Origin of the sequence: Clostridium sp. (assembly GCF_034179595.1) — a bacterium.
In the GTDB taxonomy this organism is placed as follows: domain Bacteria; phylum Bacillota; class Clostridia; order Clostridiales; family Clostridiaceae; genus Clostridium.
Genome location: NZ_JAXFPT010000064.1, coordinates 22,204 through 38,727 on the forward strand (window position 1 = coordinate 22,204; position 16,524 = coordinate 38,727).

General features: G+C 26.6%; 16 protein-coding genes. 2 read left to right on the forward strand and 14 right to left on the reverse strand.

Annotated features, from left to right (window positions below):
• Window positions 1–35: 35 nt before the first annotated feature.
• From SPJ33_RS07405 to SPJ33_RS07430, 6 genes are all read right to left on the reverse strand, one after another.
• Window positions 36–389, reverse strand: a complete 354-nt coding sequence (locus tag SPJ33_RS07405; protein ID WP_321117332.1) for a hypothetical protein — start codon at window positions 387–389, stop codon at window positions 36–38.
• Between the two features lie 169 nt (window positions 390–558).
• Complete coding sequence (locus tag SPJ33_RS07410; RefSeq protein ID WP_321117333.1) at window positions 559–1,971, reverse strand: aminotransferase class I/II-fold pyridoxal phosphate-dependent enzyme; 1,413 nt, start codon at window positions 1,969–1,971, stop codon at window positions 559–561.
• Between the two features lie 105 nt (window positions 1,972–2,076).
• Entirely contained in the window at window positions 2,077–3,288 is a 1,212-nt protein-coding gene (locus SPJ33_RS07415; RefSeq protein ID WP_321117334.1) for a pitrilysin family protein, read from the reverse strand.
• A 25-nt stretch (window positions 3,289–3,313) separates the two neighbouring features.
• Window positions 3,314–4,669, reverse strand: a complete 1,356-nt coding sequence (scfB, locus tag SPJ33_RS07420; RefSeq protein WP_321117335.1) for a thioether cross-link-forming SCIFF peptide maturase — start codon at window positions 4,667–4,669, stop codon at window positions 3,314–3,316.
• A 67-nt stretch (window positions 4,670–4,736) separates the two neighbouring features.
• Window positions 4,737–4,874, reverse strand: coding sequence for a six-cysteine ranthipeptide SCIFF (scfA, locus tag SPJ33_RS07425; RefSeq protein ID WP_035279055.1), 138 nt, complete (start codon window positions 4,872–4,874; stop codon window positions 4,737–4,739).
• 275 nt (window positions 4,875–5,149) lie between these two features.
• The gene (locus tag SPJ33_RS07430) at window positions 5,150–6,478 is read right to left on the reverse strand and encodes an FAD-dependent oxidoreductase (RefSeq protein ID WP_321117336.1); all 1,329 of its coding nucleotides are present in this window, start codon (window positions 6,476–6,478) and stop codon (window positions 5,150–5,152) included.
• A gap of 268 nt (window positions 6,479–6,746) precedes the next feature.
• Here SPJ33_RS07430 and SPJ33_RS07435 point away from each other — a divergent pair, with 268 nt between their 5' ends.
• The gene (locus tag SPJ33_RS07435) at window positions 6,747–8,009 is read left to right on the forward strand and encodes a hypothetical protein (RefSeq protein ID WP_321117337.1); all 1,263 of its coding nucleotides are present in this window, start codon (window positions 6,747–6,749) and stop codon (window positions 8,007–8,009) included.
• Window positions 8,010–8,064: 55 nt separating this feature from the next.
• On the opposite strand, the gene SPJ33_RS07440 is transcribed toward SPJ33_RS07435, so the two are convergent.
• Complete coding sequence (locus SPJ33_RS07440) at window positions 8,065–9,144, reverse strand: polysaccharide deacetylase family protein (protein WP_321117338.1); 1,080 nt, start codon at window positions 9,142–9,144, stop codon at window positions 8,065–8,067.
• A gap of 360 nt (window positions 9,145–9,504) precedes the next feature.
• Here SPJ33_RS07440 and fba point away from each other — a divergent pair, with 360 nt between their 5' ends.
• A complete protein-coding gene (fba, locus tag SPJ33_RS07445) occupies window positions 9,505–10,368 on the forward strand; it encodes a class II fructose-1,6-bisphosphate aldolase (RefSeq protein WP_321117339.1) in 864 nt (287 codons plus the stop codon).
• A 33-nt stretch (window positions 10,369–10,401) separates the two neighbouring features.
• Here the strand turns inward: fba and SPJ33_RS07450 are convergent, their stop codons facing one another.
• From SPJ33_RS07450 to SPJ33_RS07480, 7 genes are all read right to left on the reverse strand, one after another.
• Window positions 10,402–10,935: a flavodoxin domain-containing protein gene (locus tag SPJ33_RS07450; protein ID WP_321117340.1), complete on the reverse strand. Its 534-nt coding sequence runs from the start codon at window positions 10,933–10,935 to the stop codon at window positions 10,402–10,404.
• Window positions 10,936–10,967: 32 nt separating this feature from the next.
• Window positions 10,968–11,975, reverse strand: a complete 1,008-nt coding sequence (gene hypE, locus SPJ33_RS07455) for a hydrogenase expression/formation protein HypE (RefSeq protein WP_321117341.1) — start codon at window positions 11,973–11,975, stop codon at window positions 10,968–10,970.
• An 18-nt stretch (window positions 11,976–11,993) separates the two neighbouring features.
• Window positions 11,994–13,070 (reverse strand): hydrogenase formation protein HypD, encoded by a 1,077-nt coding sequence (hypD, locus tag SPJ33_RS07460; protein WP_321117342.1) that lies wholly within the window; start codon window positions 13,068–13,070, stop codon window positions 11,994–11,996.
• Window positions 13,063–13,296 (reverse strand): HypC/HybG/HupF family hydrogenase formation chaperone, encoded by a 234-nt coding sequence (locus SPJ33_RS07465; protein ID WP_321117343.1) that lies wholly within the window; start codon window positions 13,294–13,296, stop codon window positions 13,063–13,065. The genes hypD and SPJ33_RS07465 overlap by 8 nt, the downstream gene beginning before the upstream one ends.
• A 12-nt stretch (window positions 13,297–13,308) precedes the next feature.
• Entirely contained in the window at window positions 13,309–15,585 is a 2,277-nt protein-coding gene (gene hypF, locus SPJ33_RS07470) for a carbamoyltransferase HypF (RefSeq protein ID WP_321117344.1), read from the reverse strand.
• 123 nt (window positions 15,586–15,708) lie between these two features.
• Complete coding sequence (locus tag SPJ33_RS07475) at window positions 15,709–15,945, reverse strand: hypothetical protein (RefSeq protein WP_321117345.1); 237 nt, start codon at window positions 15,943–15,945, stop codon at window positions 15,709–15,711.
• A 181-nt stretch (window positions 15,946–16,126) separates the two neighbouring features.
• On the reverse strand, window positions 16,127–16,471 hold the full coding sequence (locus SPJ33_RS07480) for a hypothetical protein (RefSeq protein WP_321117346.1): 345 nt from the start codon (window positions 16,469–16,471) through the stop codon (window positions 16,127–16,129).
• Window positions 16,472–16,524: the final 53 nt, after the last annotated feature.

Sequence of the window (16,524 nt, forward strand, 5' to 3'; positions counted from 1 at the left end):
TAAAAATTTCTTTTTATAGTTTCTAAAAAATTTAATTATCTGCAGTTCCAGCGACCATTAAAGTCACAATCGTCATCGTCTTCTTCATTAGCTTCTGCTTCATTTCTCCAGCATTCAGCAGCTTTTACAAATGCGCAGTCTGTAGCTTTTACCATTTCTTCAAGCTTTTTAACTAAACATTTAACTTCTTTAGTTTTGTCTTCTGCTTCAGCAAATAAGCATTCAGCTTTTTCAAGATATCTATCTGCTTCTTGTTGTAAGCCCATTACTTCATTTATTTTTTTATTTATGCATTCTATTAATTTTTGATTTCTTGCTGCCATTTCCATTGCACATTTTTCCAATTTATCACATTTATTACAGTTATATCTGTTATTTCTTCTACCCATGGCTTATACCTCTCTTTTGTATACTTATTTCTCATCTCAATATAATTATGAGTTTTTCATATCTCAATATAATATATGAGTTATGTCTCTTATTGTTACTAATATATTTTAAATTTAATAAAATAAAACAAAAAAAAGATAAGATTTTTTAATCTTATCTTTTTTAAAATTATTCTGTATCTATTACTTTAAAACTATCTTTGTAAAGTCCAATTACATCTTTTTTATTATTTATATAGCTTTTAACAATATTTATAGCATCTTGTGTTATAATTTCACCTTGGCAAACTAATGGTATACCAGGTGGATATGGTATTATAGCTTCCTTTGCTATAAGCCCAACAGACTCTTCAATCTTACAAAGCTTGCCTTGCTTTTCAAAAACCTCAAAAGGCTCTAGAACCTTCTTTGGTGAAATTTCAAAGAAATTACATGAATTTTCTTCTTTTATAGAATCTATTTCTAAATTTTCTATAGCTTCATATATTTTTCTAAAATCACAATCTTCATTAAATGGAGATAGTATTAAAACTACTCCTCTTGAAAAACTCATCTCTGCTTGAATTTTTCTGCTTCTTAAATAACTATGAAGTTTATGACCACTATAATTTTTAGGTAATATCATTAAATATCTACTTAAATCAAATTCATATCCTTCCTTTAAGTCTTCTTTAGAATATATATGAACCTTTTTGAGATTATTTATTTTTTCTTTCCAAGTTTCAGCTCTATTTATAAGCTCTTCATAATCTTTATCACCATATTCATCTAAATAATATCTTGCATAATCTAAAGATGCCATTAAAAGATATGATGGTGAAGTTGTAAGAAAAGCATTTTTATAAAATTCTACATTTTCATTATCATCATTTACTATTAAATATCCACCTTGAGTTAATGCTGGTATAGTTTTATGAGCACTTAAAATTGTATAATCTGCTAAATTTGAAATATTTTTAGGTAGTCTTTTATTTATTCCATAATGTGCCCCATGAGCTGCATCAACTATAACTTTTAGTCCTTTACTTTTTAAATCCTTAATTATATCTTCTAATTGATAACTTATACCAAAATAATTTGGTGAAGTTAATATTATTCCTTTTGCTTTTTTGCTCTTTTTTAGTGCTTCATAAATCTTTTCTTTATTTGGAGGTAAAAATATATCTCTTTCTTTATCTATAATAGGGTTTATATAAGTAACTTTAAGCTTTCTTAATATTAATCCATTGTATATAGACTTGTGACAATTTCTCTCTACTATTACTTCATCACCTTCATTAAAAGCACTAAAGATAGATATTAAGTTACCTCCTGAACTTCCATTAACCATAAAATACCCTTTTTTACCATTATAGGTTTTTGCCAAAAGCTCTTCTGCTTCTTTTATTATACCTTCTGGATGTTGAAGATTATCTAAAGGATCATTTTCCGTTATATCTAAAAAGCCCATTCTTTCTGCAAATTCTTTTCCTATTTCATCTTTTAAAAACCCTAAACCACATTTATTACCTGGCATCGATAAGATTAAATTCTTTTCATCATGATAATCTAACAATGTCTGTAATACAGGTATTTTCTTCATAGTATCTCTCCTTATTTTATATATTCGTTTATAATACTTAATATATGCTACTTTAATTCGAAATTTAATATAAAAAAAATTGCCTTAAATTAATAAGGCAATTTTTTATTTAATAATCTGAACTAATTTATTTTTAAATACTTTTTCTATTGTATTTACCATTAAATCCAAATCAATATCATCTATATTTTCAGTTTCATCTGTATAAACCTTATAGTCATTAAACATAGTATCATAAGTAGATAACTCTTTAGCTAAAACTATGCTTTGTTCTTCTCTAAATAACCTCTTTAATCTAAAACTTTTCTTCCACTTTAAAATATCAGATTCATAAGTTTTTTCTTTAAGATTTTTAGCATCTAAAATACACTTATCTATTAAAGCTAATGATTTATCTATATTTTCTTTAGCTGTACTAAATGTAATCTTATAAAACTTTATCCCATTTTCATGGCAAACTCTAGTTAAAACATCATATACCAATCCATTTTTAGTTCTTAATGTATCAAAAAGCTTAGAATTTATGCCTTCACCAAAATATTCATTAAATATTCTAAGTGCTCTTACTTCTTTATTAGTAAGACTATCAATTGGGAAGTTTATTTGTATTTTACTAGTTTTTATATCATTTTTATTATCTTCAAAAACTTTTGAACAAATATCTTCATAAACTACTTTTTCTGTAATCTCTGAATCATTCTTCCATTGCCCAAAATATGTTTTTACTATATCTAAAACTATATCAAAATCTAATGAAGTGACAATTGCAATCTTAGTATTCTTTGGGAAATATGTTTTTTTATAAAACTCTTTAATATCTTTTAAAGTTATAGTTTCTAAGCTATCAAATGTTCCTATTATAGGATATTTAATTCTTCTATCTTTAAATGAATTTAAAAACAACTTATCTTCTAAATATTGTTCTAAATCTTCATCCCATTCTCTTAATTCTTCAATTATTACATCCATTTCTTCTTTAAAGCCTTTATTTTCAAAAGAAGGATTTATAATAATATCTGAAAAAAGCTCTATACCTTTTTTAAAGTCTTCACCTAAAAGAGTTCCATAATATATTACATATGGGAAATTAGTCATAGCATTTTGGAATCCAAAAATTTCACTAAGTTCTTTATTTATATCTTCTTCGCTTCTATTTTTAGTCCCTTTATAAATCATATGCTCAGTTGCATGTGCTATTCCGTACTTTTTTCCATCTCTTAAGGCTCCAGCATCTAAAGATATACATATAGAAGTAAGATCTGAAACGCCTTTTTTATATATTAATTTAACTCCATTTTTAAGAGTATACTCTTTCAACATTATCACTCCAAAATATTTTAATCTATTCTACTGCCTTTAATGCAATTGCACATTCAATTCTCTTCTTTTGCATCTTACATCCAATTTCATATGGAACATTTATGTCTCCATTAAAGTTTATATTATTAGCTTGACATCCTCCACTACAGTAGAATCTTGCCCAACATTCTCTACACTTTGGCTTATTATATATATGAGCTTTTTTAAACTTCATTCCAAGGTCTTTATCGTAAGTATCATCAAATATTGTACCTAATTTATATTCTTCCTTACCTACAAATTGGTGACATGGATATACATCACCTTGAGGAGTTATAGCTACATATTCAAATCCAGCTCCACAACCTGAAATTCTCTTATAAACACATGGTCCGCCATTTAAATCTACATTAAAGTGATAGAATCTAAATTCGTCCCCTTCTCTCTTTCTTCTAGCCATTTCTTCATAAAGCTTATCATAATTTTCAAATATAGTATCTAAATCTTCTTCTCTTAATGAAAGTGGATGTTCATCTGGTAATACTACTGGTTCTATTGAAATTTCTCTAAAACCTTCTTTTGCCATTTCCATAACATCTTCATAGAAATCAGTATTAGCTCTTGTAAATGTTCCTCTTACATAGAACATCTTGTCCTTATTTCTCTTTTCAACCATCTTCTTAATGTTTGGAAGTATATCATCATATGAACCTGAACCATCAACTTTAATTCTTACATTATCATTTACTTGCTTTCTTCCATCTAATGAAAGGATTATGTTACCCATTTCTTTATCCATAAATTCCATCATTTCATCATCTAAAAGAGTTGCATTTGTAGTCATAGTAAATCTAATGTTCTTGTTCCACTTCTTTTCATTATCTCTTGCATACTTTATTATATCTTTTATAGTATCCATTATAAGAGTTGGTTCTCCACCGAAAAGATCTATTTCTATATTTTTTCTAGGACCACTTCTTTTTACTACATAATCTATTGCTCTTTTTGCAGTTTCTAAATCCATAACACCTTTATGTCCATGGTATTCCCCTTCATCTGCAAAACAATACTTACATCTTAAATTACATCCATGTATGATGTTTAAACAAACAGCTTTTATATAATCTCTATCGTCCATTGAACTGTGAGCTATATCTTCATATAAATCTTTTGTGTAAAGCATATCTTCATCTACTAATTCTTTTATTTCATCATAAGCTTCACTTATTTCTTTTTCATCATACTTTGATTTTAATTCATTTATTATTGTATCTTTATCTCTTAATCCGTTGTCATCTACTAAATCATATACTAATTCGTCAACAACGTGAACTGCACCTGTATTAACATCTAAGACAAAACAATTGTCACCTTGTTTAAATTTATGTATTAATGCCATTATTAAAATTCCTCCTAAACACATTAATAATTAAGCAGTAACTTAAGTTTAAGTTACTGCCCATTTATTAGTTTTCGCATTCTAAGTTTGCAACTGTACATGAAGTTTTACATGCTGATTGGCATGAGTTTGCACATTCTTTGCATCCTGGCTTCTTTAAACTATTTTTGATGTTTGTTTTATTAATTGTTTTTATGTGTTTCATATACTTACTCCTCCATTATTAAAGAATAACATGAAAATTATAACACAAACCGATTATATCTTCCACAACTATTAATATATTTATTTTGCATTTGTTTTAATTATACTTATACCTTTTATAAATTATTTATTTTCTTTTATATAAAATTTATAGAAAGCTTTGTATTTAATTTTATATTCATAAAGTTATATTCTATAATCTAAGTAAAACACTAAATTTAACTTAATAAAAAAGTCTATCATATGAATATGATAGACTTTTTAGAATCTTATATCTTATAGAGCATTAAGTGCTACTGAATTTAATAAACTCCAAGGTTTATTAAAGTGTGGTTGGAAGAAGAAATCAGTCATTGCAAGTTCTTCTACAGTCATCTTATTTTGAATTACAACTGATAGTGTATTCATAAATTGAGTTAAATCAGCCTTTGAAATAATTTGACCTCCTAGAATTCTTCTTGAATTTTTATCAAACACAATCTTAACCATTGCCTTTTCATATGTTGGCATAAATTCTGGTCTGTAATTTTCTTCAATTGTTGAAGTTTCAACTTCTATTCCTGAAAGTTTAGCTCCTTCTTCTGTTAAACCTGTAGATGCTATACATTCTTCATAAATTTTAATACCTGATGTACCTTGAGTACCCATATATTTAATTGTAGGTCCATTAATATTTCTAGCAACTAAAGTTCCCATTCTTACTGCATTTGTAGCTAATGGAATATATCTATCTTCTCCAGTTGGATTAAATTTAACAACACAACAATCTCCAGCTGCAAATACATCTTCTCTACTTGTTCTCATATATTCGTCGATGATTATAGCACCATTTGGAAGAGTATCAATCTTTTCCTCTACTAATTTTGTATTTGGTTTAAATCCGATACATAAAACTACTAAATCTCCAGAATAAGTACCATTATCAGTTACAACCTTTTGTACCTTTCCGTTTTCTCCTTCAAACTTTTTAACTTTTTCACCAAGAACTAAATTAATATTATGTTCTTTAAATGATTTTTCTACTATATCTGTAAATTCTTTATCTAAATACTTAGACATTATTCTTTCTTCTGCATCAATTAATGTTACATTCTTACCTAGCATTTCAAATGCTTCTGCAAGTTCAACTCCAATATATCCTGCTCCAATTATAACTACATTCTTAGCCTTTTTACCTTTTTCAGTAATATCTTTTGCTTGATTGTAGTTTTTGCATAAAACAATATTTTCTAAATCTCCACCTTCAAAATTTGGAACTATTGGCCATGAACCAACTGTTAAAACTAATTTATCATAGTTATCTTCGAATATTTCTTCTGTTACTAAATTCTTAACCTTAACTTTTTTATTATCAAAATCTATATCTAAAACATCATGTTTCATATTTGTCTTAACACCAAGCTTTGCTAATTGTTCTGGTGAACTATAAAACATATCATTTAAATTCTTAACAACGTCTCCAACATGAAGTGCTATACCACATGATAAAAACGAAATGTTATCATTTCTTTCATATATAGTTACTTCACTATCTGGATATAATGCCTTTAAATTTACTACCGCTGCTGTACCTGCATGTGTACATCCTATAACAAGAACCTTCATAATTAATTCCTCCTTATTTATATGAATTATTAATCAATAATTATTATCTTTTAATTTCTATAATCATATAATACTTCTTAAAGTTATATTTGTAAATAGTTTTTGTTAAAACTTTTACATATATTCATCAAAAGCATACAAAATTAAAGCAATTAATTAAAAAAATTTATGTTTTTTAGACAAATAACTACAAATGAAATATTTTTGAAATATTTTTCTTAATATTATATACTAAAATAATAAGGATAAGTTTTATCAAGGAGGAGTTATGAGTAATTTTGATAAAAAACTAGACAAAGCAACCAAACACTATAAAAATAAAAATTATAAAGAAGCTTTAAAGATTTGCGATAAGATTTTAGCAAAAGATTATAATAATGAAAAAGCTTTAGAACTTGAAGGAGAAATATTATATAAACTAGACAGAATAGATGAAGCTGTTTTAAACTGGAAGATTAATGCTGAGTATAACAATAATCCAACAGCAAAAATGCATCTTGAAGATATAGATAAATCTACTAAAGATAAAGCTTTAAGTTTTGATAACCTAAATGCTGTAAGTAGTACTCCTGAAGATGAAATTGAAGAAGTTGTAAATCCTACAATTGATGTTGCACCTAAAAACATTAGCGATGAAAAAGTTAATAATGAAAGTGATGAAAACTCAATTGTAAATAATACTTCAGATATAAACGAAGATTCAAAACAGGATAAATTAGTAGAAAATGATACAAATATAAAAGAAGATATAGCTATCACTTCAGAAGATGACAATAACAACAATTCTAATTCTGAAACCATTGAAAATAATAATGATACTTCTCAAAAATCAGAAACAGCTGAACCTAAAACTTCTGAAAAGAAAGGTAAAAAATCAGCAATCATTGCAGTTTGTGCAATTATCGTAGTTGTTGCAGCTTATGCTGGAGTTAACCACTTTAAAGCGTCAAATGTAAACAAAGCAGAAACTGAACAAGCACAAGTAAACCAAGAAAATGAAAAAGAAATACCTAAAGATTTCAAAGAAAATCTTGATAAGGCTATTCAAGATAAGGATATAAATAAAATTTATACTTTATTAGATGAAGCCCCAGCTGATAAAATACCAGCTGATGATAAAGATAGTTATGATAAAGCTATTGAAATCATGAAAAAAGATGGTGTAGAAAAATATTATAATGATGGTTTAAATGATTATAAGGATAAAAAATTTGACAAAGCATTAGAAAACTTATCAAAAGCTTACCAATATAGTAATGATACTTATTTAAGACCTCATATATTATACTTTATGGGAGCAACCGAAAATGCGTTAGACAAAAAAGATGATAGTGTTAAATATTTCAAGGAATACTTAACAGATTATCCTCATTCTGATCTTTATACAGCTGAAATATTATATAATTTATGTTTATATTATAATGATAAAGGTGATAAAGCTGAAGCAAAGAAATATGCTCAACATTTAGAAGACTCTTATCCAAGTTCACCATATTATAATGATATATCAAAAGAAATATTATATAACTAAAATAAAAAGTAACTTTTCATATTTTGAAAAGTTACTTTTTATTTTTTATTTCATATTATTTAGTTGTAGCATCAGCACTACTATTTGTTGTACTTGTTGAATTACTACTATTATTATTTTGAGAGTTTTGAGTTTTATTATCTGACTTAAAATAACTCATTGGAGCATTTTTTATAACTTTAAACTTATATCCATTTTCTTTAAACATCTTTATAATTGATGGTAAAGCCTTAACAGTTGATTTTTTAGCAGCTGCATCATGCATTAATAATATTATATGTTCTTTACCTATACTTTTTTTAGCTCTAGAAATTAAATATTCAACTGAATAAGTATTAGATTCTGCATCACCAGTTTCAGCATCCCAATCTATAGACATAATTCCTTCTTTATTCATTTCCTCATTTAATTTCTTTAAATGTGGATCGCTATAATATTTTCTTGACATATATCCACCAGGCATTCTTAAAACTCTACAGTCAAAATTTTCACCTAGTATTTCTTTCATTTGTGCATTATTTTCATTTATTTCATTCATAAATTTTGTTACGTTAACACTATTTCCTGGATATAATATTCTGTAATCATGAGTCATAGTGTGATTGGCTATAGCATTTCCACTATCTATTTCATCTTTTAATAATTGTTGATTTTTAGGATTATTTTTAAGTTGAGATCCTAATACAAAGAAAGTAGCATGTACATTTTCTTCTTTTAATATCTTTAATATATTACTTGTATTTTCACTAGGACCATCATCAAATGTTAAAAATACTTCTTTTTCATTATTTACTTTATCTGCAGTATTTATCATTCTGTACACATCATTTGCAGGAACTGCATAGCTATCTGCTGCATAGATAATATTTTGTCCTGGCATAATATCTGTTGGTTTTGGTGCTTCTTTTTGAGTATTTTCTGAAGCATTGTTTGCTTTATCTTGCTGATTTGAAGCATTGTTTGCTTTATCTTGCTGATTTGTTGTAACTTCACTCTTCTTATCAGTATTACGCTCATGAGCATAAATACTAACGCCTGAAGCTATAAGTACTATTAAAATAGCTCCAAAAATAATTCTTCTTCTAATTTGTTTTCTTTTTTGCATTGCTCTTCTCTTTTTCTTATCCATTTGCATTTTTGTTCATTCCCCTATTTATCATTTGAATATTTCTATACTATTATTATATCACTTTCAGTTATTTATATTATATCACTTTCAGTTATTTAAAAAGATTAAATTTTGGAAACAAAATTACTTATTAATAAAACATTAACTTATAGCTAACATATTATTTATGTAAATTTCAAATTATAGGATATTATAATGGTAATTTTATATATTTTACTATTTTCATAATTCCAATTTTGAGTTATACTACTAGGTAGAGAGAAATATATGTAAAAATTATTTGATTTATATTTAACTTATTATTTTAAGTAATCATTATAAATATTTCTCAAAATAATAATTTATAAGTATATGGAGGTTTTGCAAATGTTAGTTTCAGCAAAAGAAATGCTAAATAAAGCAAGAGAAGGCAAATATGCAGTTGGACAATTCAACATCAATAACTTAGAATGGACTAAAGCTATTTTATTAACTGCTCAAGAAAATAATTCACCTGTAATCTTAGGAGTATCAGAAGGTGCAGGAAAATACATGTGTGGTTACAAAACAATAGTTGGAATGGTTAACGGAATGTTAGAAGAATTAAACATAACAGTTCCTGTAGCATTACACTTAGACCACGGTAGCTATGAAGGTGCTAAGGCAGCTATGGCAGCTGGATTCTCATCAGTAATGTTCGATGGATCACACTATCCATTAGCTGAAAACATAGAAAAGACTTCAGAATTAGTTAAATTAACTTCAGAAAAAGGTTTATCATTAGAAGCTGAAGTTGGATCAATCGGTGGAGAAGAAGACGGAGTTGTTGGAGCTGGAGAAATCGCAGATCCTCAAGAATGTAAGAAAATCGCTGATTTAGGAGTTACAATGTTAGCTGCTGGTATCGGTAACATCCACGGAAAATACCCAGCAAACTGGAAAGGATTAGACTTTGATGCATTAAAGGCTATAAACGAAGCTACTTCACCAATGCCTTTAGTATTACACGGAGGTACTGGAATCCCTGCTGATATGATCAAAAAAGCTATATCATTAGGAGTTTCAAAGATTAACGTAAACACAGAATGTCAATTAGCTTTCCAAGAAGCTACAAGAAAGTACATTGAAGCTGGAAAAGACTTAGAAGGAAAAGGATTCGACCCAAGAAAACTTCTTGCTCCAGGATTCGAAGCTATCAAAGATATCGTTAAAGAAAAAATGGAATTATTCGGTTCAGTAAACAGAGCTTAATATTTATAAATAAAAACCACCAAAAGGTGGTTTTTATTTTTCATTTACATATTTTATTAAAGGAATTAAACTATTTTCATTTGTCCAATCATGTGCTTTTTCATAATAACTTAAAATCAATCTTTCCTCTTCAGTTAATGGTTCTTTTTTATTTACTAATGTATTTCTAAATAATTTTAGTGCCATCTTATCACAGAATTTTAGATTTTTAAAATCTAAACCACCTCTAAAATAAAATAACTTAATATCTTTATCTAATCCATTTTGTAAATTATTCTTCTTTATCTTATTTAAATTCTTTTCGCTTTCAAGAGAACATCCAACAGCAAAAACTATTATTTTCTTTTTTGATAGTTTGTTTATATTCTTTTTAATAAGATCAAATCCATTTAATTTTCCCATATATATTCCACCACCATATATTATGGTGTCATATTTAAGTAACTCTTTTATTTTAACCTTATTACCTTCATATATATCACATTTTAATTTTTCTTTTAACCAATTAGCATATTTTTTAGTACTTCCATACTTCGACTTATAAATTAATGCTATTTTACTCTCCATACCTCATCCCATCCCTTTTAATAAATTAAGCTTTAACAAATTCTAGGTATTTGTTCTCCCTTTGCTTTTTCTAATATTCTTTCTGCTCCTATGAAAGTTTTATAATATAACTTTTTCTTGTTATCATCTATAACTTCACCTATTATCTTTGAGTTCTCTCCAACTTTTAAAGATTTCATTACTTCTAAAACTTTTGTGCTGTCATCTTTTGAAACTATACATATAAGCTTACCTTCATTTGCAACATACAAAGGATCAAGCCCTAACATATCACAAATACTATAAACCCCATCATTTATAGGTATATCTTCTTCATTTATTCTCATACTCATTCCTGAAGAATCTACAAGTTCTTTTAAAGTAGTAGCCAATCCCCCTCTTGTTGGATCTCTCATAACTCTTACATTATTACTGCACTTTAATATTTGTTTTGTTAATTCATATAAACTTGCACAATCACTCTTTATGTCACTACTTACTCCCAATTCTTCTCTCTCGCACATTATACTCGTGCCATGATCCCCAATAGTTCCACTTATTATGATTTTATCCCCACTTTTAATATTTTTATAATCTAAAACTTCTCTATCTTTAGGTATGATACCTATTCCTGTTGTGTTTATATAAATTCCATCACAACTACCTTTTTCAACTACCTTAGTATCTCCAGAAATAATAAGTACATTATTATTTTTAGCTTCATTACTTATTGACTTAACTATTTTTTCTAAATCTTTTAATAAGAATCCTTCTTCTATTACAAAAGCAACCGTAATATATTTAGGGATAGCACCACTTACTGCTAAATCATTTATTGTCCCACAAATGCTAAGCTTTCCTATATCACCATTTTTAAAAAATATAGGCTTTATAACAAAGCTATCTGTTGATACAGCTATTTTTTCATTATTTATATCTATAATAGATGAATCATTCCCCTTTATTAATTCACTATTACCAAAATACTTATAAAATAAATCATTAATTAATCTACTACTTTCCTCTCCACCATTTCCACAAGCTAATGTTATAACTTCCATACTTTCTCCTTTATCTAACTATTTATATAAATATAAGATTGAACATACTCCCTCTTGTGATACCATACATGGCCCTTTTGGATTATCTGGATTACAAACCTTCTTAAATAATTTGCATTCATCTGGAGCTTTTTTTCCCATTAATATATCCTTACAAATACATCCATTATCTATATTTTCTTTTTTATTTTCTAATTTAAAATATTTTTTTGCATCATATTTCTTGTATTCTTCTTTAAGTTCATAGCCTGTCTTTTCTATTTCGCCAATTCCTCTCCATATTCCTATTGAATCTATAAATACCTCATCTAATATATTTTTAGCCTTATAATTTCCACTATCTTTAACTGCTCTTTTATATAAATTTTTTAGACTATACTCTTTATTATTAATCATCTTAACTAGAATAAGTATACTTATCAAAATATCTAAACATTCAAACCCACTAACTACCATAGGTACATTATATGTTTTTGAGAGTTTTTCAAAATCATAAGTTCCAATTATTGTACTTACATGACCTGGAACTAAAAAACCATTTATCTCTATATCCTCATCTTGTAATAATGATTCTATTATTTTAGGCATTTGCTTTCCTTCTTGAAGTATATAAAAATTACTTATATTATTCTTTTTAATTTCCTTTAAAAGAATAGCTATAGCAGGCATTGTAGTTTCAAAACCTACTCCTAAAAAAACTACTATTTTATCTTTATTGTTTCTTGCAATATCTAATGTTTGCATAGGCGAAGTTATAACTCTTATGTCTCTTCCTTTTGCCTTTTCAATTTCAAGTGTTCCTATGTTACATGGAACCTTTATCATATCTCCAAATGTTACTAATATAACCTCCTCTCTTCTACAAAGCTTTATTGCATCTTCTATAAAACCTTCTCTAGTAACACACACAGGACATCCTGGCCCTGATATTAACTTAATATTGGGAGGTAATACCTTATCTATTCCATATTTATATATGCTCCTTGTATGAGTACCACAAACCTCCATAATTTTTATATCTTTTTTACTGACCTTTTTTATCTCTTCAATTATATCTTTGCATAACTTAATCTCTTCTTTATTCAAATTACTCATACTTCTCCTCTAACTTTGAAATCATACTTTTAAAGATTTCAACTGTCTTTTCCCCTTCTTCTTTATCTATTTTTTCTATTGCTACCCCTACATGTATAAGCAAATAATCTCCAACTTTAACATCTTTAATTAAAGATGTATTAACTTTTTTCTTACTCTCTATAAATTCTACTAAAGCTTCACCTTCATATAATTCAATAACTTGTCCAGGTATTGCAACACACATATTATCCTCCATCTATATTTTTTCATTTCCAATCAATAATTGACCATATGATATACCACTATCATTACATGGAATTATTTTATGAGTTATAACTTCAAATCCATAACCTTTTAATCTATTACTTATCCCACTTAATAAGATTTCATTTTGGAATACTCCTCCACTTAAGGCAATCTTATTAATTTTATAAATCTCTCTTAATTTTATGGCTACAGTTATAGAAAATTCTATAACTGTATTATGAAATTTAAATGCTATTTCATATTTAGATTTTTTATTATATATATCTTCTAAAATTCCTATTATTATTTTTTTATAATCAATTTCTAACATTTCGTCATTTTGTATTATTTCATATCTATAAAAATCTTTATATGAATTATTATCCTTTAAGAATTTATATGCTAAATTTTCTAAATATATAGAAGCTTCACCTTCATAACTTCTCTTCATAGTAAACCCTAAAAATGATGAAACTCCATCAAATAATCTTCCTATACTTGAGCATATTGGTGAATTTATATTTTTATCTATCATAGCTAATATAAGATTTATATCTTTTTTATCTTTTAAAATTATATTAGATATCTTATCTACTAAAGACTTTTCATATCCTAGAGCTTTATAAATAAGACTTACTCCAACTCTCCACGGGTTTTCTGTTGCCTTATCCCCACCTGGAAGCTTAAATGTAGATATATGTGATACTCTTTTAAATTCTTTATAATTACAAATTAAAAATTCTCCACCCCATATAGTTTTATCTTCTCCAAACCCTGCTCCATCATATGCTATACCTATAACATTATCTTTTATATTATTTTCTCCCATACAACTAACAATATGGGCATGATGATGATATATACCTATCTTTTTTAAGTTTAAGCCCTTAATATACTCATTACTCCAATAATTTGGGTGCATATCATAACATATAATCTTAGGTTTTATATCATATATTTTCTTTATATGATCTATATTTTTATTTAAATTAGATATTCCACCTACATTATCCATATTTCCTAAATACGGGCTTAAAAAAATATATCCCCTACTACTTATAGAAATAGTATTTTTAAGTTCTGCTCCTAAAGCTAATATCTCATCTTTACTTTCTTTTTTTATTGATAATGGTGCATATCCCCTTCCATTTCTAATAACTCTTTCTTTAGAGTCAATAACCTTAATTACAGAATCATCAACTGGCATATTTATTTCTCTGTTATGAATTAAATAATAATCTACAATATTATTTAATTTACTTAGTGATTCTTTATCTTTATATATCATTGGAGTTTCACTGATATTTCCGCTTGTAAAAATAATGCTATCTATCTCATTATCAAATAATAAATAATGTAATGGACTATATGGTAATAAAGCGCCTATACACGGACTATCAAATGATATATTATCTGGTAATAACTTGTTTTTCTTTTCTAAAAGTACTATGGGCTTTTTATTACTCTTAAGAATACTTAGCTCTATTTCATTTAAGTTACAATACTTACTAGCAACATTATCATCTCTAAACATTACTGCTAATGGTTTTGTTTTTCTAATCTTTCTTTTTCTTAATATTTCAATACTTTCTTTGTTCTTAGCATTACAAATTATGTTATAACCACCTATTCCTTTAACTGCAATTATATTGCCTTTAAGAATATATTCTTTAACTTTAGCTATAACATCATCACACTTAATTCTTTTTCCATGCTTATCTAGCAAAAAAATACTAGGACCACATTCTCTGCAACAAGTAGGTTCTGCATGAAATCTTCTATCTAATGGATTTTCATATTCTTCTTTACAATGATTACACATATCAAATTCTTTCATAGTAGTAAATTCTCTATCATATGGTAGGCCTTTAATTATAGAAAATCTTGGTCCGCAATTTGTACAATTAGTAAAAGGATATCTATATCTTCTATTTTTTAAATTATTTTTTATATCTTCTATGCAATCATCACATATTCCTATATCAGGAGATATAAGCGTTAACCCCTCTTCATGTTTACTATTAATTATTTTAAATTCCTTATATCCAATAAACTTTTTATCCTCTACATAAATACTTTCTATATAACTTAGTACTGGTGCTTTATATTTTATATCGCAGATAAAATTTTTTATATTTTCTTCTTTTCCCTCTACATCAACATAAACTCCTTTTGATGTATTATAAACATTACCATAAAGATTATTATCTAAAGCTATTTTATATATAAAAGGCCTAAATCCAACGCCTTGTACTATTCCTTTTATAATAATAAATCTTCTAACCATTAGATCACCTCTATTTAATAAATACTTATATTTATTTTGATTTATTACACTTCACATAATAAAAAAGCTTAATACATAAAAAATGTATTAAGCTTAGATTGCTAATATATAATTTAGTTTTAATTATTCATGGTTATGTATTTCATCATCATGCTCATGTTCGTTACTATAAGTAGGCTTTACTATGTTGTTTTGCTTTATATCTTCTAATAACTTTTTATCTTCTTCTATAATTTTCTCATTTTTCTCTCTTTTTATATTATTAGATATATTAATATAAATTAAACCTAAAGCAATTACTGCTACAACAGCCATTAAACCTATTATTATTTTCTTCTTTTTGTCTTTTAAAATCTTCATATTCATCTCCTTTCTGCTATATGTCATCTTTATTATAACAACCAAATCTATATATGTATAATAAAAAAGACTGCATATATCGCAATCTTTTATTATATCTAATTAAATTATAACTTTTCTCTTATCCTTTAAAATAAAAATAGCTCTAAATAAACTTACATATTCACAGCTATTTCTATAATTATCTCATATCTAATACTGCTAGGCCATTATCAAAATGCGTACTAAGTAATTTATTTTCTAAAATACTTAATATTTCTGATTCTTTGTCTTTCCAACCTTTAAACACCTCAAATGTAGTCATTGTTCTTTTATATAACTCAAGTGGTGTATGTATACAGTTATCCACTTCATTTTTACCTATATGAAGAATAATTTTAATATCTTTAATTAATTTCATATCTAATCTACTTAAAAACTCTATTAATTCCCCTTTAGATTCTTCCTTATATTCTCCATCCTCTTTCGAACACTCATGAAATATTCTTGAGATGTTTTTAAATTCAACATAATGATCTATTAACATTATACTTCCCCCTATTAATTTTTAAGTATTTCTTTAATCATCTTTAATTTTTC